The sequence below is a fragment of the Pusillibacter faecalis genome, from assembly GCF_018408705.1.
In the GTDB taxonomy this organism is placed as follows: Bacteria; Bacillota; Clostridia; order Oscillospirales; family Oscillospiraceae; genus Oscillibacter; species Oscillibacter faecalis.
In genome coordinates this window covers 1,374,070-1,393,164 of the sequence record NZ_AP023420.1, presented here as the reverse complement: position 1 = coordinate 1,393,164, position 19,095 = coordinate 1,374,070, and the positions used below count along the sequence as shown (strand labels likewise).

Here is a 19,095-nt window from a genome sequence, read left to right as displayed (position 1 = left end):
ACGGCCCGCCAGGGCAGGCTCAGGGCAGAGCGAAGCGCTCCCAAGATAGGCGGACGCCCTCCGCCGCCAGCCACGCCGGACGGGTGCTGTGATAATCGCAGTCGCTGTAGCCGGCGTAAGTCCACACCTGCCGGCCGGTTTTCAGGACGGCTCCGGTCTCATCCGCCAGGGAGCGGGTGAGCGCCGCCGCGATCCCTTGCCGCAGCGTGAAGGGATGGGCCCGCTCGACGGAGCAGGACAGGTCCTCCGGCACCCGCTGACCGCCCTCGTCCAGAACGGAGACCACCCGTCCGGAATAGGAGACGCCGTGGATGGCCTCCAAGTCCCGCTCCCAATGATAGGGGGCGGAGCCGCCCGGGGGGAACGGCCCCAAGCAGAGATTCCAAAGCAGCAAAATTGCCGCGGCAGAGCCAAAAAATCGGTACCGCTTCTTCATAAAAACCGCCTTCAGCCCCTTTGTTTTCCCCATCGTAACAGGAAGAAGCTCCGCCATCAAGTTTTCCACAGGGGCTTGTCCTGGGGAGAGAATTCGTGTAAAATAGGGAGCAGTCAACAAGAGAGGAGGGGCCGGAATTGGGAAGCGTGCTGGTGTATTCGCCGGAGGAGGGCGTTACGGTATCCGCCCAGGCGCTTCGGCGCCTGTTGGAAAAGGGCGACGGGGATGCGGCGCTTTTATATCTGGCCCTTCTGCGCCACCACGGAACCATACAGCCCCGGGCCCTGGCGGGGGAGCTGCGCTGGGAACGGCCCCGGATCGAGGCCGCAGAGGAGGCGCTTCGGCAGATGGGATTGATCGCCCCGGCAGAGCAGCCCCCCGCTCCGGCGGAGGAGAGCCCCGCCTACCAGCGCTCTGATATTTTGGAGCGGTTGGAGAGCGGCGGGGAGTTCCGCTCGCTGGTGGCGGAGGTGGAGCGGAAGCTTGGCAAAAAGCTGACGGTTCCGGACATTGGGATTCTCCTGGGATTACAGGATTACCTGGGCCTTCCGGGAGACGTTATCTATCTTCTGGTATGCCACTGCGCCGAGCGGATTCAGCGGCGTTACGGCCCGGGACGCCGCCCTGCTATGCGGCAGATCGAGAAGGAGGGCTACGCCTGGGCCCGCAAGGGCATCGACAGCCAGCGGGCGGCGGCGGCCTATCTGAAGCAGTACGCCCAGCGGCAGGAGACGATTCCCCTCTACATGCGGGCTCTGGGCCTGGGGGAGCGGGCTCCCAGCCCTTCAGAGGAGAAGTACCTCACCGCCTGGCAGGAGATGGGCTTTGCGCCGGAGGCGGTGGCTCTGGCGGCGGACAAAACGATTCTCAAGTGCCACGAGCTGAAGTGGCCCTACTGCAACGGGATTTTGAAGCGCTGGCACGAGGCCGGCCTACATACGCCGGAGGAGATTCAATCCGGCGACCGGCCCGCCCCCGGGCGGGAGGACAAGCCCCGGGAGAGCGCGTGGAAATACGTGTAAGCCCTGGGAGGAAGGAGGTACGCGATGGCCTACGACGGAAAGATCATGCGGCGGGCCCTGCGGCGGTTTGAGGAAGACCGGCAGGCCCGGGAAGCCCGGTTCCAGGCCCGGCGGGAGGAGATCTTCCTCCGCCAGCCCCGGTTGCGGGAGATTGAGAGCCAGCTTCGCTCCACCATGAGCCGCATCATCGTCGGCGCGCTGCGGCGGGGCACGGACCCTCTTCCGGCGGTGGAGCGGCTGCGGGACGAGAATATGAGCCTGCAATCGGAGCGGCGGACGCTGCTGCGGGAGCTGGGCCTGCCGGAGGACGCCCTGGAGGAGACGCCCCTCTGCGCCCTCTGCGGCGACACCGGATACCGCCAGGGCCGGGTCTGCCGCTGTCTGGAGCGGTACTACACCCAGGAGCAGCAAAAGGAGCTCAGCCGGATGCTGGACCTGGGGAGCCAGAGCTTTGACACCTTCTCCCTGGACTGGTACTCCGACCGGGTGGAGCCGGGAAACAGCAAGTCCGCGAGAAGCCATATGGAGATGGTCTACAACAGCTGCGCGGAGTTTGCCCACCAGTTCGGCCGCCGCCCCGGAAACCTGCTTTTGTTTGGAAACCCAGGGCTTGGAAAGACCCACCTCTCCGCTGCCATCGCCCGGGAGGTCAGCGCCGCCGGGTGGTCCGTGGTGTACGATACGGCGGGGCATGTCTTCTCCCTCTTTGAGGACCAGAAGTTCGGCCGGGAGGAGGATGCAGCAGACGTGGAGCGGGTGCTGAAATGCGACCTGCTGATTCTGGACGACCTGGGCACGGAGCTCACCACCGCCTTTGTCCAGAGCGCCCTGTACCAGATCGTGAATACCCGGCTTTTGGAGCGGCGCTCCACGATCCTCAGCACAAACCTGATGCCGGATGACATCGCCCGCCGGTATTCCCCCCAGACGGCCTCCCGGATTGAGGGGGAGTACCAGCTGCTGCCCTTTGTGGGGGAGGACGTGCGCAAGCTCAAGAAAAACCGCTGCTGAGGCGAAAGGGCCTTTTCTGGGTGCGCGGGCCGGGTGAGCGTGCGTGGCCTCTGCGGGAGGGAGCGTGGAAAACGGCCCGTCAAAACGTTTTTGGGGCTTCCAGGCCTGCAAGCCGGCTTTCGGGCCGGTTTTTTTGCTGGAAAACAGGGGGTTTTTCTTTTGGAGAAAGTGTGTTATACTACATGGCGTTGAAACCTGCGCCCGCGGCGGCAGGCAGACTTTGCGGAAAGCGGTGACAAGATGCCCATATTTGATACCCATGCCCACTATGATTCCGGCGCGTTCAACGCCGACCGGGACGCGGTGCTGGCGGCCCTGCCGGCGGCGGGGGTGACTTTGGTGGTGAACCCCGGCTGCGATTTGGAGAGCTCCCGGCAGGCCGTGGCTCTGGCGGAGCGGTTCCCCCACGTCTATGCCGCTGTGGGCATTCACCCCTCTGATTGCGGCGGCTGCGGCGAGACGGAGTTTGAGGAATTGAAGGCCCTCTGCCGCCATGAAAAAGTGGTGGCCATCGGGGAGATCGGCCTGGACTACTACTGGCAGGACAATCCCCCGCGGGAGTTTCAGCAGATGGTGTTCCGCCGCCAGATTGAGCTGGCGCTGGCGCTGGATCTGCCCATTATCGTCCACGACCGGGAGGCTCACGGCGACAGTCTCGCCCTTGTGCTGGAGTACCCGGCGCTGCGGGGGGTCTTTCACTGCTTCTCCGGCAGTCCCGAAATGGCGGAAGCGCTTATCAAGCGGGGCTGGTATCTGGGGATTGACGGCCCCATCACCTACAAGAACGCCCGGCGGGCGCCGGAGGTGGCGGAGGTCATCCCCTTGGAGCGAATCGTGGTGGAGACAGACGCGCCGTACCTCACGCCGGAGCCCTTCCGGGGCAAGCGGAATGACAGCCGGTACCTGCCCTATGTGATTGAGAAGATGGCCCGGTGGAAGGGCGTGACGCCGGAGGAGCTGACGGAGATTACCTTCGCCAACGGAAAACGGCTCTTTGGATTGGAGTGATTTTGAGATGGAAAAAGGCTTTACGATCACTTATGAATATGGGGACAACCTGTATGTGAACCCCACAAACCGCTGCAACTTCAACTGCGAGTTCTGCCTGCGGCACAACCAGAGCTCCGGCGGCAGCATCTATACCCACAATTTGTGGCTCAAGCGGGAGCCAAGCAAGGAGGAACTCCTGGCCTCCATCGAGAGCTGGGACCTCTCCAAGTACAAGCAGCTGGTGTTTGTGGGCTTTGGCGAGCCCACCTACCGGATAGATGACATCTGCTGGGTGATCGACCAGATGAAGGCCAGGGGGGAGAAGATCTTCACCCGCATGGACACCAACGGCACCGGCTCCCTCATCAACGGCCGGGATATCGCGCCGGACTTTGCCGGCCGGTTCGACATGGTCTCCATCTCCCTGAATACCGACACGGCGGAAAAATACGAAGCCCTGTGCCACCCGGCCCAGCCGGGAGCCTATCAGGCCATGAAGGACTTTGCGCGGGAGGTGGGAAAGTACGTCCCCACCGTGATGATGACGGTGGTGGACACGATTCCGGCGGAGGAGATTGAAAACTGCAGGAAAATCTGCGAGGATGAAATCGGCGCCACATACCGGGTGCGGGAGTATATCGCAGATTAAAGATAAGGTGGGATACGAATGATCGGTGCATTGATTTTAGGCGCCCTGGTGGGGTGGATTGCCGGCAAGCTCATGAATGTGGAGGGCGGCCTTCTGCGCAACATTGTCATCGGCGTGGTGGGGTCTTTTGTGGGCAGCGTGGTATTTTCCCTGATTGGATTCCATGCCTACGGCCTGGTGGCGGAATTGATTGTGGGCGTGGTGGGCGCATGCCTCTTCATCTGGCTGGGAAGAAAGCTCTTTTGACCGAAGAAAAGCGCCAAAACGACAGCGCCGGGAGCAACATGCTCCCGGCGCTCAGCCTTTTTTCAGAGGAAAGGTGCAGATGAAGCGGGTCTCCCGGGCGGAGCTCTCCGCTCGGATGGCACCCTTGTGCGCATCCATGATGGTTTTGGCGATAGCAAGGCCCAGACCGAAGCCCGACTTCTCCCCCCGGGACGCATCCGCCCGGTAGAAGCGCTCAAACAGATGGGAGAGCTGCTCTGCCGGGATGGGATCGCCCTCATTGGCCACCGTCAGCACCGCCTGACGGTCCGTCTTTCGCAGGGCCATGCGGACGGACGTTCCGTCCCGCCCATATTTGATGGCGTTGTCCAGCAGGATGGAGGCCAGCTGGCGCAGCTTATCCCGGTCGCCCAGCACCAGCACGTCCTCAGTGAGCTGATAGTCCAGGGATTTCCCGGACTCAAAGGCTACCGGCTCAAAGGCCAGGGCACAGTCTGCCGCCACATCGGAGAGGGAGACCTCCGTCAAAACCGCCGTGGGACCCATGTTGTCCGCTCTGGCCAGGGTCAGCATTTCCTCCACCAGGGCCTTCATCTGCCGGGCCTCGGAGTGAATGTTGTCCGCCCAGCGGGCGGGCCGGGGCTCCAGCGCGGTGCCCTCCAGCAGCTCCGCGTTGGAGAGGATGACCGTCAGGGGAGTTTTCAGCTCATGAGAGGCGTCGGAGAGAAATTGGCGCTGCTGGCGCCAGGCCTTCTCCACCGGCCGCGTGGCCCACCAGGAGAGGAGGATGGAAACGCCCAACAGCAGGGCCAGTGCGCCTGCGGCGATGATCAGATAGCTGCCCATCATCTCCCGCAGGATGGCCTGTTCCATGGACATGTCCACAAAGGCCAGACGGGTGTAAAAACCCCGATCCTGCCGCAGATAGCGCAGATGATAATCCTGAATCACGCCTTCGTTCTGAGGCTGGTGCAGACAGTCCTGCAAAATGGCGGTCAGAGTTTCGCTGTCGTCCAGGTTGGCATAGGTTCCACCGGTGACGTCCGCCAGATAGCCGCTGGTGTTGGGATAGACATTGACGGTAAAATAGGGGAGCAGGACCACGTGATGATCCCCAATGGTGATCTGAGCGCTGGGAAGCCCGCCGGTCCCGAGAGAACTCTCATTCTGAGCCACCTGGTAGAGCAATTGCCGGCTCAGGTCCCGCACATTCTGGCGGATGGCGAAGAACACGGAGGAAAAGACCACCGCCAGGATGGCGGTGACTAGGGACATGCAGATAAGCACAAATTTCAACCGGAGTTTTCGAATCATGACAAGTGGTCCTCCTTGTCGAAAAAGCTGTGGAAATTGTGGAAAACAGGGAAAAGCCGTGGAATCAGGGCACGGCCAGACAGTACCCCACCATCCGGATGGTTTTGATTTTCACCCCGGAGTGCAGATGTTCCAGCTTTTTCCGGAGAAAAGAGATATAGACCTCCACATTGTTGTCCTCCGCATCCGACTCATATCCCCAGATTTTCAGCAGCAACGTCTCCTTGGTGAGAATCAGGTCCCGGTTGCGCATCAGCAGCTCCATCATGTCATATTCCTTGCGGCTCAGGCGGACGGACCGCTCTCCGCAGGAGAGGGAAAATGCGCTTTTATCCAATTTCAGATCGCCGTACTCCAAAAGATCCGCCCCCCGTAACTCCGGCTGGCGACGGGTCAGGGCGCGAATGCAGGCCAACAGCTCCTGGGGCTCAAAGGGCTTGGTGAGATAGTAGTCCGCGCCGCAGTCCAGCCCCTCCACCTTGTCGGCCACCTCGGAGCGGGCGGTGAGCATCAGCACCGGCGTGGCGTTTCCCGCCGCACGCATCCGCCGCAGGACCGTGAAACCATCCAGCTTTGGCAGCATCACGTCCAGCAGCACCACGTCGTAAATGCCGGTCAGGGCGTTGTCCAGTCCCGACTCTCCGTCGTGAGAGATATCGGCGCTGTAACCGCCCAGTTCCAGAAGGTCCTGAAGCGACGAGGCAAGACGCACCTCGTCCTCAACAATCAAAATCCGCATAAAACCTCCGCTTGGACGTTCAGCCCTCCAGACCGCTGGCCGCAACCCGCATCAGCGGGTCCAGCAGGGCCGTCTCCAAGAGATAGATGGTGGTGTCGTCTTCCAGCTGGGCATACCGCCCGCTTCGGTCCGGCAGCCGGTCCCCCACGGAGAGGACCAGCTCCGCCTCTGTGCCGGAGTCCGTGAGATAGTTCAAACGCACCGCAGCCTCCGGCTGGTCCAGGCCGCAGATCGTCACGGCCTCGTCCGAGGGGTTGTAGTCCACGCATCTGGAAAAGGAGAGGGCCGTCAGGTCCTCCAGCAGCGAGCGGACGGTGGGATCGTCCGTGACGTTAGCTCCGCCGGAGCGCCATGTCACCGTATCGTCGGTCTGCTGGGCGGTGAGCACCACGCTGATCGGGTTCTCCCCGGCGCCCTCTATGGTGACGGAGCGAATCTGTGTCTCGGTCAGCGCGGGAAGCTCCGGCAGGCGGCACATGTCGTAAATGGAGGTGGACATCAGCTGATACAGGGTGTCGGCAATGATGTAGACGGTGGATTCATCCCCGTTGAGCCGCACATAATAGCTGGTGCCGTCCGTGGTGGTTTTGCCAAAGAGCACGGTGGTAGAGGTCCCGTCCGCTGTGGAGGCGGTAAGGGAGGCGGACGGCTCGTCCAGACCGCTGTTTTCCAGGGCGGCTTCGTCCGTCAGGGTCTGCTGGGGCTTCCAGGAGGAGAGCAGGTCCAAAATTTCCAGGATGACCGCGTCCTCCAAGGGAAACGACTCGTCGGCAGTCCAATACCAGGCGCCCGCCTCATCCTGGGAAAAGGAGAGGGTAGCGGTGCCGTTGTCATAGGTCAACGAGGTGTAGGCGCCGGAGGCCGGAGCGGCGCCCCCGTCGGAAGGGTCAGCCCCCTCCCGGTCGGCCCGCCACTCCCGGAACCGAATACCCAGAACAATCAATAATGCGGCCACCAGCACCAGAAGGATGGTGGCGAGGATCGTAACAATTCGTCTTTCTCTCCATGTCATAGAGGGAATACCTCCTGTAAGTCCTTGCCTTTTGATAGGGGCTGCCCCCTGGCAGGATCGCGATTGACAACCATTATAGCATGATCTGGCCACACTTGCAAATGTGCCCCTCTGAAAGCATAGCATACGGCCAAGAGCTGAAATCAAACTGAAAAGGAAAAAAGAACCGGCGAAATCTTGACAAAAGCTTTGCAAAAACACCTTGCAAAAGCAAAAACCGCTTTGTATAATAGTGCCTGTCGGCTTTCGACAAGAATACCCGGATGGAGTGCGACCATCCGGCCAGTATGGAGGATATAACAAATGAGAGGCGTGCACAGCGTGGTGGACGAGATCCGCCGCAATGTATTTACGGAGGTGGCCCGTCTTGCCTATGAGGGCGGCGATCTGAACCGGGTGGATATGATTCCCTACAAGCTGGTCCCGGGGGAGATCGCCCACTACCGCCACGACGTTTTCCTGGAGCGGGCCGTTGTTGCCGCGCGGGTCCGTCTGGCGCTGGGCATGGACCTGGCCCCCGGCAAGCCCCGCTCTGCCCTGAGCGACCAGATTCAAGAGGCAGCCACCGATCAAAAATATTTTGAAGAGCCCTTGGTCAACATCATTCCCTTTGCCTGCAATGCCTGCCCCCCTAAGCAGATTCGGATCACCGACAGCTGCCAGGGCTGCATTTCCCACCCCTGCATGAATGTCTGCCCCAAGGACGCGATCTATCTGGATAAGGACAAGCACTGCCACATTGATCAGGACAAGTGCATCAAGTGCGGCAAGTGCTTCAGCCAGTGCCCCTACCATGCCATTTCCAAGATCGAGCGGCCCTGCGCCGCCGCCTGCGGCATGGACGCCATCGGCTCCGATGAGCTGGGCCGGGCTAAGATTGACTATGATAAATGTGTATCCTGCGGCATGTGCCTGGTGAACTGTCCCTTTGCCGCCATTGCGGACAAGAGTCAGATCCTGCAGGTCATCACCGCCATGCAGCGCAACGAGGAGGTCATTGCCTGCGTAGCCCCTGCCTTTGTGGGGCAGTTCGGCAAGGAGGCCACCCCGGCCAAGCTCAAGGCCGCTATGCGGCGGCTTGGCTTTGCGGACGTGGTGGAGGTCGCCATTGGCGCGGACCTTTGCACCGTGGAGGAGGCCAAGGACTTTTTGGAGGAGGTACCGGAAAAGCAGCCCTTTATGGGCACGTCCTGCTGCCCCGCCTGGTCGGTTATGGCCAAGAAGCTCTTCCCGGAGTTTAAGGACTATATCTCCATGGCTCTGACGCCTATGGTGATTACAGCCCGCATGGTGAAAAAGGATCATCCCAATGCCCGGATCTGCTTTATCGGGCCCTGTGCGGCCAAGAAGCTGGAGGCCAACCGGAGGTCCGTCCGTTCCGACGTGGACTTTGTCCTGACGTTTGAGGAGCTCCAGGGCATGTTTGACGCCAAGGAAGTGGACTTCACGAAGATTGAGGCGGACCCCGCCGACAATATGGATGAGGGCACCGGCATGGGCCGGGGCTTTGCCGTGGGCGGCGGCGTGGCCGCCGCAGTGGTGGAGGCCATCCGGCACATCGACCCGGATCGGGAGGTTCTCATCGAATACGGCGACGGCCTGCGGGAGTGCCGCAAGATGCTGCAGATGGCCCGGGCCGGCAAGCGCAACGGCTATTTGCTGGAGGGCATGGCCTGCCCCGGCGGCTGTGTAGCCGGCGCCGGCACCATCCAGCCGGTCAAGCAGAGCGCCGTGAGCGTGGAGCAGTTTAAAAAGGCAGCACCGGAGCTCAGCTGTACTACCAGCCCCTATCTGAACCGCCTGGAAGAGGTGGAGAAGAAATACCAGTAAACGCAAGATTTTATCAGGGCCCCCGGCTTCTTAGCCGGGGGCCCGTTTTTTATAGCAGATAGGAGACATAGCCGAAGCCATATTCCACGAGGGCGCAGAGCTGCTGGAGGTCCGCCGGGGAGGCGGCGTAGTCCTTGACGCTCTCAAGCGGCACCCAATCGGTGCCCCGGTCGGCGTTATAGGCTTTCGTCACAGCAGGGAGGGCGGCGTCCACCTCCGCCAGCGTGACGGTGTGGCTCTGGGTGATGCCGTCAGGGCGGAGATAGGTCCAGCGCACCTCCTCCAGATTTCCGATCAGCGCCAGGAGCAGCGGAGAAAGGCGCTCCATCTCTAAATGGAGGTCTGCGGCAAAGGAATCCGGATCAGGTTTTCTCATTAAATCCAGCGGGACCTCCGGGCCGGCAAATCCCAGGGTCAGGCCGTAGGGCTGGCTCGCGGTCTGAAGGCTCATGGTATAGCCGGTGAGAATGCCGCCGCCGTACCAGCGGCTCAGCTCCTGGAGCAGCGCGCTCACCGCAGAGTTGTCGCCGAGATAGGGGGTTTGAGCCTCGTAAATGGCCTGGACGGCAGGGGAGATGGCGGTGCCCTCCTGCCAGATCAGCCGTCCGGAGGTGCCGCCCAGCCAGATCTCCGTGACGCCATCCAGGGGGATGGTGAGCGCGGCGGTGCCGTCGGAGAACAGGGGAGAGACTAACACCTCCCGGGCATAGATGGAGACGACGCCATCCTGGGTTTCAACGCTCCATCCGTGATAGGCGTTGGCGGAGGCCATGGAGGAGAGCTCCAAATGAAGCTGCTCCGCCTCCTCCCGGATGGAGGAGACCATTAGCGTCTGGACCTGAAGCGGCGTGCCGATCACAAACACCTTCAGCGCCAGCGCCGCCGCCAGCACCGCCGCCGTGCAGAGCACCGCCAGCGCCGCCCGTTTCCAGCCCCTGCGCTTTACCTTTTTGAGATAGTCCACCTCCCGGGCGGCCTGGGGGTCTTCTTCGGTAGGGGAGGCCAGCGCCTCCCGCAGCGCCGCGCACTCCGAACATGTTGAGAGATGGGCTTCCACCGCTTGGTTGGTCTCCGGGGCCGTCAACCCCTCCACATAGCTTGGAAGCAAATCCCTTGTCACGGCGCAGGTCAGGTCATTTTTCATCCTTGGTTCCTCCTGTTCGCAGTAATTCCTTGCTCCGGTAAAAGGTCACTCGGGCCCAGGTCTCCGTCCGGCCGCACACATCCCCGATCTCCCGGAAGGAGAGGCCGCCGAAGGAGCGCAGGTAGACCACCTCCCGGGCGTCCGGAGACAGGGCATGGATTTTCCGCAGCAGTTCCAACTGCCCCTCTTGGGCCAGCGTTTCCTCCTCTGCGGAGGGGAGCACCGTCTCCGGCGGGCCCTCCGCAGCCTCTCGGCGGTGCTTGCGCAGATGCTGGTACCAAAGGTGCTTGGCGATCTGGCACAGCCACACAGAGACCTTGCAGGAACCGTTGAAACGGTCCACAGAGCGGATGGCTTGGTAGAAGGTCTCCTGGGTCAGCTCCTCTGCCAAGTGTGCATCCCGGCACTGGGCCAGGAGAAATTTATAGACGGTCTGGGCATGCTGTTGGTAGAGCCGGCTCATATCTTCCATGGACATCCCCCTCCTTTCTCTTCTTAAATCCCTTTCGGAAGGCATTCGTTACAGGAAAATCAAAAAAACCGGCGGAGCTATCCGCCGGTTTTTTGATCTGCCGGAATTTCCCGCAGGAACGCCCCTGAAAAAGGGCGGCGGCCCTCCCACAGGAGGGCGTCACAGAGAAGCCGGATTCTGCCCCAGAGCACCGCCGGGCGCTTGCGCCGGATGGACCTCGGTCAACTCCTCAAAGGAGCGGATGTAGGTGTCCGCCAGGGCCTGAATCTCTGCCTGGTCGCTTTCCGCGGAGGGGTCATAGACCGCGCAGACCCGAAAGCCCGCCTGCTTCGCGGTCTGAATGGCGTGCAGGGCGTCCTCAAACACCACGGTATTTTGCTTGTTGGATTGAAGGCGCCGCATGGCCCGCTCGTAAATTTCCGGACTCTCCGCCTTTCCGGCGCCCACCTCGCCGCAGGTCAGCATCCCGCGGAAATAGGGCGCAATGCCCGCGTGACGCAGCCCCGCCTCCGCCAGATGGCGGTCGGTGTTGGTGGCCACATACATCGCAACGCCCTCCATCTTCAAAAGAGAGAGAAAGCGCACCACACCGGGCTTTGGCTGCACCTGATGGTGATAAAACGTCTCCACCTGCCCCTGGGTCACGGCCACAATTTCGTCTACACTCTGGGGAAGATGGTAGCGCTCCTTGCAGTATTGGGCGCCGTCCCGAAGGGTCAGGACCTTCAGGGTGTCATAGAGATCGGGCTCTGGCTCCACGCCCTGAGCCCGCAGGGTGTTGGCGCCCAGATCGGTCCAGATATGCATCGAGTCCAGCAGGGTGCCGTCCATATCAAAAATTGCGCTTCGCAGCCGCATAAGAAACCTCACAGATTTTCAGAATCATGGCACCGGTGCCCTGACAGCCGCGGCAAACCGCTGAAACTGCCGGAAAAAGGATGGCATGGCCCGGCATCCGCCTGGAAACGCACCTCCCGCCGAAGCGGCGCTCCGGGGAGAAACACGTTTGCCGGGGAAGCTGCAAATGGGAAAGATCAGCAGAGCTTGGCACCGGCCGGAATCGCATCGTCCACCATCAGAAGGTGCAGCCGCTCTTCGCCATGCTCCGTGTGGACGGCGGAGATCAGCATCCCGCAGCTCTCCTGGCCCATCATCTTTCTGGGCGGCAGGTTCACAATGGCCACCAGCGTTTTGCCCACCAGCTCCTCGGGCTTGTAGTATTTTGCAATGCCGGATAGAATCTGGCGGTCCGTGCCGGTGCCGTCGTCCAGAGTAAACTTCAAAAGCTTCTCGCTCTTTTTTACCGCCTCGCACGCCTTCACCTTCACCGCCCGGAAATCCGATTTGCAGAAGGTGTCAAAGTCTACCTGCTCCGTGAGCTGGGGCTCCACCTCCACGGCGGGCAGGGCCGCTCTGCGGGCCTCGGCCTCCAGAGCCTCCAGCTCCTCCAGGGCCTTGTCCATGTCAATGCGGGGGAAGAGGTTCTCCCCCTTGGAGACGGTGACGGTCTCCGGCAGGGCGCCCCAGACGCTGGCGGAATCCCAGGTCTGCACGTCCGCCTCCGCGCCGATTTGGGTGAAAAGCTTCTCACAGCTGTCCGGCATGAAGGGGGTGAGCAGGATACCGCAGATGCGGGTGGCCTCCAGCAGGTTGTAGAGCACATGGGCAAGCCGGGGACCATTTTGTTCCATATCCTTGGCCAGAGCCCAGGGAGCTGTCTCGTCGATATACTTGTTGGCCCGCTGGATGACCTTGAAAATCTCCGCCAGGGCGTTGTGAGGGGCGAAGGCGTCCATGGCCTCGGCATAGCTCTCCCGGAGTCTGGCGGCGGCGATGAGCAGTTCGCAGTCGTATTTCCGGGCGTCCCCCTCCGGGAAATTGAGGGTGATGCCCACGGCTCCCATGGCCTGGGACAGCATGGCAGTCAGGTCTGCCTCGTCCGCCGTGGGACCGCAGCCCTCCGGCAGCTGTCCGCCAAAATACTTACCCGCCATCGCGGTGGTCCGGGAGACCAGATTTCCCAGGTCGTTGGCAAGGTCCGTGTTGATGGTCTGAATCAGCAGTTCGTTAGAAAAGTTGCCGTCGGAGCCGAAGGGGAACGTGCGCATCAGGAAAAAGCGCAGCGCGTCCACGCCGAACTTCTCCGCCAGGATATAGGGGTCCACCACGTTGCCCTTGGACTTGCTCATCTTGCCGCCGTCCAGCAGCAGCCAGCCGTGGCCGAAGACGTGCTTGGGCACCGGCTCGCCCACGCTCATGAGCATGGCGGGCCAGATGATGGAGTGAAAGCGGACAATCTCCTTGCCCACAATGTTCACGCCGGGCCACCAGCCGTCCTTGTAGTCATCGTAGCGGTCGTTCTCATAGCCCAGGGCGGTGAGGTAGTTGAACAGGGCGTCCACCCACACGTAGACCACGTGCTTGGAGTCAAAATCCACGGGGATGCCCCAGGTGAAGGAGGTCCGGGAGACACACAGATCCTCCAGGCCCGGGTCCAGGAAGTTCTTCACCATCTCGTTCACCCGGCTGCGGGGCTGGAGAAAGTCCGTGTTCTCCAGCAGGTCCCGGATGCGGTCGGCGTACTTGCTCAGGCGGAAAAAGTAGGCCTCCTCCTCCGCGTCCACCACGGGCCGTCCGCAGTCAGGGCAGCAGCCGTCCTTGAGCTGGCTCTCTGTCCAGAAGGACTCGCAGGGCGTGCAGTACTTGCCCTTATAGGCGCCTTTATAGATGTCCCCCTTGTCGTACATCTTCCGGAAGATGCGCTGGATGGCCTGGACGTGGTAATCGTCGGTGGTGCGGATGAAGCGGTCGTTGGAGATGTTCATCAGCTTCCACAGGTCCTTCACACCCCGGGGCCCCTCCACGATGTTGTCCACAAACGCCTTGGGACTTACGCCGGCCTCTTTTGCTTTGGTCTCGATCTTCTGACCGTGCTCGTCGGTGCCGGTGAGGAACATGACCTCCTCGCCCTGAAGGCGGTGATAGCGGGCCAAAGTGTCGGTGGCCACGGTACAATAGGTGTGGCCGATGTGCAGTTTGTCCGAGGGATAGTAGATCGGGGTGGTGATATAGAATTTCTTTGTTTCCATGGGGGTTCTCCTTTTCCGCGGCGGCTCCGAATGAAAGAGCGCCGGTATTCCCTGTTATTATAGCGAATTCCATTCCAAATTACAACATTTCCCCTGGAAAATTCCGCCCTTGGCGCTGGGCGCGGCATTGTTTTTTCCCGGGAAATCCGGTACAATAGGAAAAAACAGCAGGGAGGACATGAGGATGAGACTGGTTTCCTGGAACGTCAACGGCCTGCGGGCCTGTCTGAACAAGGGTTTTTTGGACTTCTGCCATGTGGCGGACGCGGACATCCTTTGCCTGCAGGAGACAAAGATGCGCCCTGAACAGGCGGACTTCGACCTGCCGGGGTATCACCGCTATTGGAACAGCGCCGACAAGGCGGGCTACTCCGGCACCGCCATCTTTACCAGGCCGGAGCCTCTTGCGGTCACGTATGACTTTGGAATGGACGAGCACCGCCACGAGGGAAGGGTCATCACAGCGGAGTACCCGGAGTTCTATCTGGTGTGCTGCTACACCCCCAACTCCAAGGATCAGCTGGCCCGGCTGGACTATCGGCTGGCCTGGGAGGACGACATCCGGGACTATCTTTGTGAGCTGGATGAAAAGAAACCCGTGGTCTACTGCGGGGACCTGAACGTGGCCCATACAGAGAAGGATATCAAAAACCCCGGCCCCAACCGCCGCAACCCCGGCTTTACCGACGAGGAGCGGGAGAAGATGACCCGCCTGCTGGACGCAGGATTTGTGGACACCTTCCGAACGCTTTATCCGGACAAGACCGGAGCGTACTCCTGGTGGAGCTACCGCTTCAATGCCCGGAAGAACAACGCGGGGTGGCGGATTGACTACTTTATCGTCTCGGAGCGGCTGCGGGACAGGATCAAAAACGCCGACATCTGGAGCGAGGTAACAGGCAGCGACCACTGCCCGGTGGTGCTGGAGATATGACGGGCTTTGTGCAAACGCCCTTGACAAACCCGGACGCAAGGCGTATCACAGGGATGGCGGGCGTTTAAGCACGCCTGGAAGGAACGAAGGAGTGAAACATCCATGGCAGAAGCAATGAAATATGGGGAAGAGGAATTTGAGGTCCGCCTGCCCGCGGAGCTGATTGCAGCGGAGCTGGAGCCCAACCGGGTTGACCTGCCGCAGCGGACGCCGGAGGAGCACATCCGCTGGGCGCTGGACCACCCGATTGACTCCGCGCCGCTGCGGGAGCTGGTGCGGGCAGGGGAGAAGGTGTGCATTGTTATCTCGGATGTCACCCGTCGCTGGCAGTCTCCGGAGACCTATCTCCCCATCCTGGTGGCGGAGCTGGAGGCGGCGGGCATTCGGGATGAGGACATGCTCATCATCTCCGCCACCGGCACCCACCGCCGTCAGACGCCGGAAGAGCATGTGGGGCTGGTAACTCAGGCGGTTTATGACCGCATTCGCCTGGTGGACCATCAGTGCACAGAGGAGGAGCAGCTGGCCTACGTGGGCACCACCACCCGGGGGACCCCGGTCTACCTGGACAGGCGGGTCCTGGCGTGCGACAAGGTGATTCTCACCGGCGGCGTGGTGTATCACTTCATGGCCGGCTTTGGCGGCGGGCGCAAGAGCATTCTCCCTGGAATTGCCGGCCGGGAGACCATCATGAAAAACCATAACCTGGCGCTGAATCCAGGGTTGGGAAACGGTTCCAACCCGGCGGTGCGCAGCGCCAACATGAACGAGACAAACCCCGTTCACGCGGATATGATGGAGGCCTGCTCCATGGTGAACCCGGCGTTTTTGGTAAACGTTGTGGTCAACGACCAGCAGGAGATCATCGCCGCGTTTGCCGGCAACTGGGTGACGGCACACCGGGCGGCCTGTGACCTGGTGGAGCGGATGTACGGCGTCGAGGTGCGGGAGAAAACGCCGCTGGTGATCGCCAGTGCCGGCGGCTACCCCAAGGACTTGAATTTCTACCAGACGATCAAGACTCTCTGCAACGCCAGGGAGGTCGTGGAGGACGGCGGCACCATCATTCTCGTCACCAAGTCCCAGGAGGGATACGGAAGCCCCGACACGCAAAAGCAGATTGCCGGGTATCCCACCATGGTGGACCGGGAGAAGGCCCTGCGGGAGAACTTTTCCATCGGCGCGTTTATCGGCTACCTCTTTGCTGAGTGCGCGGAGACTCACCACATGATCGTAGTTACCAGCATGAAGCAGGAGGAGTTCGGCACTGCGAGGATTCACGCCGTCCAGACGCTGGACGAGGCGTTGGCGCTCTCCCGGGAGCTCAACGGCGGCCGGGATCTGCGGGCGACCCTGCTGCCCCATGGCGCGAATACGCTGCCCAAATTCCAATAGGGTGCGGGGCCCCATGGCCCGCCGTATGGCGGCGGATAGAAAAAAACCGTCCGCGGGCGGGAACCTTGAAAATAGAAGGCCGGACCTGATGGTCCGGCCTTTTGGTGTTTTTGCGGATTTTTATCAGATTATGAGGAAACTGCCATACAAAATTTGGGAAACACCAACAATCGTTGGTATAGTGCGGCTGGAATGTCTTGCTAAAAACTGTCACGGATCTTGGATATGATATGCGAAGTACTTTAACAAAATATCTTAGGCAATACCAAGAGGAGGAGCCCTTCTCTGGCCAAGAATTTGGAATTCCCAGACAGCCGCACACCAGCAGCAAGTCCATACGATTTCCCAAGGACTTGGTCGGAACCGTGATTGGCAGGGGAGAGAGCGCCTTTGTGGTGGAGCCGGTCCGCTTTGCGCTGGACAGCCGGAGTAGGGGCGCGGTCAGCTCAAAAGCGCGTTGATCTCTTCGATTTCCAGGTCCTGCAGCGCCCAGTTGATGCCGTAGCCCACCACCTTCGAGAGGTCCCGAACCTGCTGGTCAATGTCCCGGGGTGTGACCATCAGGGTTTGCTGCCCTTGGCGCAGCCGCTCCGGGTTCACCTCTGTGAGGCCGGACTCCTCCAAAAGATCTGCCGCCAGGGTGGCCGCGTCCACCACGGTGGGAATCCCCACCGCATAAACCGGGACCCCCAGGGTCTCCTGGTTGAGGGCAGAGCGGTGGTTGCCCACGCCGGAGCCGGGGACAATGCCAGTGTCGCTCAGCTGCACGGTGGTACACACCCGCTCGCACCGGCGGGAGGCCAGCGCGTCCACGGCGATGACCAGCGCCGGCTGCACCTCCGCCACCAGCCCCCGCACCGCCTCGGCGGACTCCACGCCTGTGGTGCCCAGCACCCCGGAGCGGAACACCGCCACCGGCCGGAAGCCGGAGAAATGCTTGGGCATGGCGGAGATGAGGTGGCGGGTGATCAGCACGCTGTCCGCCGCCAGCGGCCCTACGGCGTCCGGCGTCATGGCCGGATTGCCCAGCCCTACCACCAGCGCCGGTCCCTGGGCCGGAAGCAGCGCCTTAAGCTGGCTGCCCACCGCCCGGACCGCCCGCTCAAAAAAGTCCGCCTTGCGCTGCCAGAAGGTGGTCAGGTCAATGGTGAGGTAGCTGCCCTGGGGCTTGCCCAGCGCCGCCTCGCCCTTTTCGTTCAAAATATCCACCCGCGTGAGGGGGTATCCCTCCAGCTTGGTTTTGGTGGCCTTGACGCCGGAGAGCCGGGAGGTCCGTTCCGCGGATTCCTGCCAGAGTTCCCGGGCCTCCAATGCCAGGTCGGTGCGTTTGATAAACATGTGTCTGCCTCCCAGCACAAAATGTTGTGGTTGTGCCCCTAGGTTTTGCGCCAGGGGACACGATATACATAAATTCAAAGAAAATCGAAAAAAGTGCTTGCTTTTTAGAAGGATTCCTGCTAAAATATCTATCTGCACGGTGGAAAAATCCGCTGAATTTGCCAAAGGAGGTGTTTGGTTTGCCAAATATCAAGTCTGCCAAGAAGCGCGTTCTGATCGCAGAGGCGAGAAACGCCCGCAACAAGGCCGCGAAATCCGATCTGAAAACCGCCATCAAGAAGTTCGAGGCTGTTGCCGCAGAAGGCAATCGCACCGAGGCCGATGGGGCGTATAAGGTCGCCGTGAAGAAAGTCGATCAGGCTGTGGCCAAGGGAATTCTGCACAAGAACACGGCTGCCCGCCGCAAGAGCGCCCTGACGCTCAAGCTCAATAAGATCGGCTGATTTCAAGAGCCGGAAGGACATCCAAAGGATGTCCTTTTTATTTTTCTCCAGCGCCCGGAGACTGCCAGGGCACCTCGGCGGTGGAGAGATTGAGAGGCGGCGCGGAGCGGGAATGGAGGGCCGCAGCCTGTCCGCCGGTTCCATCCCTTAGCGCCAGGCCCTCCACAGGACCAGGGAGAGCAGCGTCAGCGCGGCGCCGGGGAGCAGAGAGAGGAAGAAGCGGGGGGAGCCGAACTCCCACAGCGCGGCGCCCAGCAGCGTGGCGGCAAGCACCCGGGGAAAGCTCCCCAGCACCCCGCCGGTGAGATACGCGCCCCAGGGGACGCCGGCGGCGCCCAGGTAGATGCTGACCAGATCGCCTGGGGCCACTCCCGCCAGCCGCAGGAGGAATACCGTTCGTCCGGGGCGGCTGCCGGAAAGCCTCGGCCAGTGTTCCGGGAGGCTGCTCTCCTGCCGCCGCCGGCCCAGAAGATAGGGCGCAGTCTGCGCCGCCATCACCCCGGCGAGATTGACCGCCAGCGCCAGCGGAAACGGGAAGAGCAGCCCGCCCGCCGCCTCCAGCACCGAGAGGGGAAAGGCCACGGACAGACCCTTGAGCGTATACAGAGCCAACAGGAAAAGCGCCGCCAGCCAGGTCTCCCGGGGAGAGCGCGCGGCGATCTCCGCCGCCGTCAGATGCTCCCGCAAAGGCCAGACCGCCACGGCCCCGGCACAGAGAATGGCAAGGGGGAGCCACCAGTGTTTTGCCATGGGCAGATCCTCCGAAATCTGTCGAATTACAGAGCTAGTATGTCCCAAAAAGAAAAAAGAAGCCGCTGCGGCTTCTTTTTTAGACTGCCGAAAAGATGTATGGCTTGCGCGATGGGAAGGAAGAAAGTTATGAAAGAAACCCAGGAAGGGGCAGCCCGAGAAAGAAATGCAGTCGACAAACCTTTCGGGGCTCCCTAAGGCTTCACCCGTATCAGCCCTTATAGGGCCTACTCAAACCTCCGGCTTAGCCGGAGGTTTTGACTCTAAGGTGATATCATCACAGAAAGGAAGGAGTCTCTCTG

The 19,095-nt window shown here is 61.4% G+C and carries 19 protein-coding genes; 9 read left to right on the top strand and 10 right to left on the bottom strand.

Translation table 11 applies throughout. The features are described 5' to 3' along the window. Window positions 1–19 precede the first annotated feature (19 nt). A complete protein-coding gene (locus KJS55_RS07075; RefSeq protein WP_213543000.1) occupies window positions 20–505 on the bottom strand; it encodes a hypothetical protein in 486 nt (161 codons plus the stop codon). A 77-nt stretch (window positions 506–582) separates the two neighbouring features. On the opposite strand from KJS55_RS07075, the gene KJS55_RS07070 reads away from it, so the two are divergent. From KJS55_RS07070 to KJS55_RS07050, 5 genes are all read left to right on the top strand, one after another. Further along, window positions 583–1,458 (top strand): DnaD domain protein, encoded by an 876-nt coding sequence (locus KJS55_RS07070; RefSeq protein WP_228300563.1) that lies wholly within the window; start codon window positions 583–585, stop codon window positions 1,456–1,458. Between the two features lie 24 nt (window positions 1,459–1,482). After that, entirely contained in the window at window positions 1,483–2,469 is a 987-nt protein-coding gene (locus KJS55_RS07065; protein ID WP_213542998.1) for an ATP-binding protein, read from the top strand. A gap of 240 nt (window positions 2,470–2,709) precedes the next feature. Further along, the gene (locus KJS55_RS07060; protein WP_213542997.1) at window positions 2,710–3,477 is read left to right on the top strand and encodes a TatD family hydrolase; all 768 of its coding nucleotides are present in this window, start codon (window positions 2,710–2,712) and stop codon (window positions 3,475–3,477) included. 7 nt (window positions 3,478–3,484) lie between these two features. Further along, window positions 3,485–4,108, top strand: coding sequence for a TatD family nuclease-associated radical SAM protein (locus tag KJS55_RS07055; RefSeq protein WP_187030010.1), 624 nt, complete (start codon window positions 3,485–3,487; stop codon window positions 4,106–4,108). A gap of 18 nt (window positions 4,109–4,126) precedes the next feature. Next, on the top strand, window positions 4,127–4,354 hold the full coding sequence (locus KJS55_RS07050; RefSeq protein ID WP_187030008.1) for a GlsB/YeaQ/YmgE family stress response membrane protein: 228 nt from the start codon (window positions 4,127–4,129) through the stop codon (window positions 4,352–4,354). A gap of 51 nt (window positions 4,355–4,405) precedes the next feature. Here KJS55_RS07050 and KJS55_RS07045 read toward each other — a convergent pair whose 3' ends face one another. The 3 genes from KJS55_RS07045 to KJS55_RS07035 all read right to left on the bottom strand — a co-directional run bounded on the left by KJS55_RS07045 (window position 4,406) and on the right by KJS55_RS07035 (window position 7,398). Beyond that, a complete protein-coding gene (locus KJS55_RS07045) occupies window positions 4,406–5,647 on the bottom strand; it encodes a sensor histidine kinase (protein WP_187030006.1) in 1,242 nt (413 codons plus the stop codon). 64 nt (window positions 5,648–5,711) lie between these two features. Then, window positions 5,712–6,386, bottom strand: a complete 675-nt coding sequence (locus KJS55_RS07040) for a response regulator transcription factor (protein WP_187030004.1) — start codon at window positions 6,384–6,386, stop codon at window positions 5,712–5,714. 19 nt (window positions 6,387–6,405) lie between these two features. Further along, window positions 6,406–7,398, bottom strand: coding sequence for a DUF4340 domain-containing protein (locus KJS55_RS07035; RefSeq protein ID WP_213542996.1), 993 nt, complete (start codon window positions 7,396–7,398; stop codon window positions 6,406–6,408). A 303-nt stretch (window positions 7,399–7,701) separates the two neighbouring features. Here KJS55_RS07035 and KJS55_RS07030 point away from each other — a divergent pair, with 303 nt between their 5' ends. After that, window positions 7,702–9,228: a 4Fe-4S dicluster domain-containing protein gene (locus KJS55_RS07030; protein ID WP_187030000.1), complete on the top strand. Its 1,527-nt coding sequence runs from the start codon at window positions 7,702–7,704 to the stop codon at window positions 9,226–9,228. Between the two features lie 49 nt (window positions 9,229–9,277). Here KJS55_RS07030 and KJS55_RS07025 read toward each other — a convergent pair whose 3' ends face one another. The 4 genes from KJS55_RS07025 to metG form a co-directional block, all read right to left on the bottom strand. Continuing rightward, entirely contained in the window at window positions 9,278–10,372 is a 1,095-nt protein-coding gene (locus KJS55_RS07025; RefSeq protein ID WP_213542995.1) for a zf-HC2 domain-containing protein, read from the bottom strand. Beyond that, on the bottom strand, window positions 10,362–10,844 hold the full coding sequence (locus tag KJS55_RS07020; RefSeq protein WP_213542994.1) for an RNA polymerase sigma factor: 483 nt from the start codon (window positions 10,842–10,844) through the stop codon (window positions 10,362–10,364). The genes KJS55_RS07025 and KJS55_RS07020 overlap by 11 nt, the downstream gene beginning before the upstream one ends. Before the next feature lie 159 nt (window positions 10,845–11,003). Next, a complete protein-coding gene (locus KJS55_RS07015) occupies window positions 11,004–11,702 on the bottom strand; it encodes an HAD family hydrolase (protein WP_187029994.1) in 699 nt (232 codons plus the stop codon). A gap of 176 nt (window positions 11,703–11,878) precedes the next feature. After that, window positions 11,879–13,933 carry a methionine--tRNA ligase gene (metG, locus tag KJS55_RS07010; RefSeq protein ID WP_187029992.1) on the bottom strand — a complete coding sequence of 685 codons (2,055 nt, stop codon included), beginning with the start codon at window positions 13,931–13,933 and terminating at the stop codon, window positions 11,879–11,881. A gap of 184 nt (window positions 13,934–14,117) precedes the next feature. Between metG and KJS55_RS07005 the strand changes: the two genes are divergently transcribed. After that, complete coding sequence (locus tag KJS55_RS07005) at window positions 14,118–14,867, top strand: exodeoxyribonuclease III (RefSeq protein WP_187029990.1); 750 nt, start codon at window positions 14,118–14,120, stop codon at window positions 14,865–14,867. Between the two features lie 102 nt (window positions 14,868–14,969). Then, complete coding sequence (locus KJS55_RS07000) at window positions 14,970–16,262, top strand: lactate racemase domain-containing protein (RefSeq protein WP_187029988.1); 1,293 nt, start codon at window positions 14,970–14,972, stop codon at window positions 16,260–16,262. Between the two features lie 441 nt (window positions 16,263–16,703). On the opposite strand, the gene gpr is transcribed toward KJS55_RS07000, so the two are convergent. Next, a complete protein-coding gene (gene gpr, locus KJS55_RS06995) occupies window positions 16,704–17,600 on the bottom strand; it encodes a GPR endopeptidase (protein WP_187029986.1) in 897 nt (298 codons plus the stop codon). Between the two features lie 179 nt (window positions 17,601–17,779). Here gpr and rpsT point away from each other — a divergent pair, with 179 nt between their 5' ends. After that, window positions 17,780–18,043, top strand: coding sequence for a 30S ribosomal protein S20 (gene rpsT, locus KJS55_RS06990; RefSeq protein ID WP_187029984.1), 264 nt, complete (start codon window positions 17,780–17,782; stop codon window positions 18,041–18,043). A 147-nt stretch (window positions 18,044–18,190) separates the two neighbouring features. Here the strand turns inward: rpsT and KJS55_RS06985 are convergent, their stop codons facing one another. Beyond that, window positions 18,191–18,793, bottom strand: coding sequence for a VTT domain-containing protein (locus KJS55_RS06985; protein ID WP_187029982.1), 603 nt, complete (start codon window positions 18,791–18,793; stop codon window positions 18,191–18,193). Window positions 18,794–19,095: the final 302 nt, after the last annotated feature.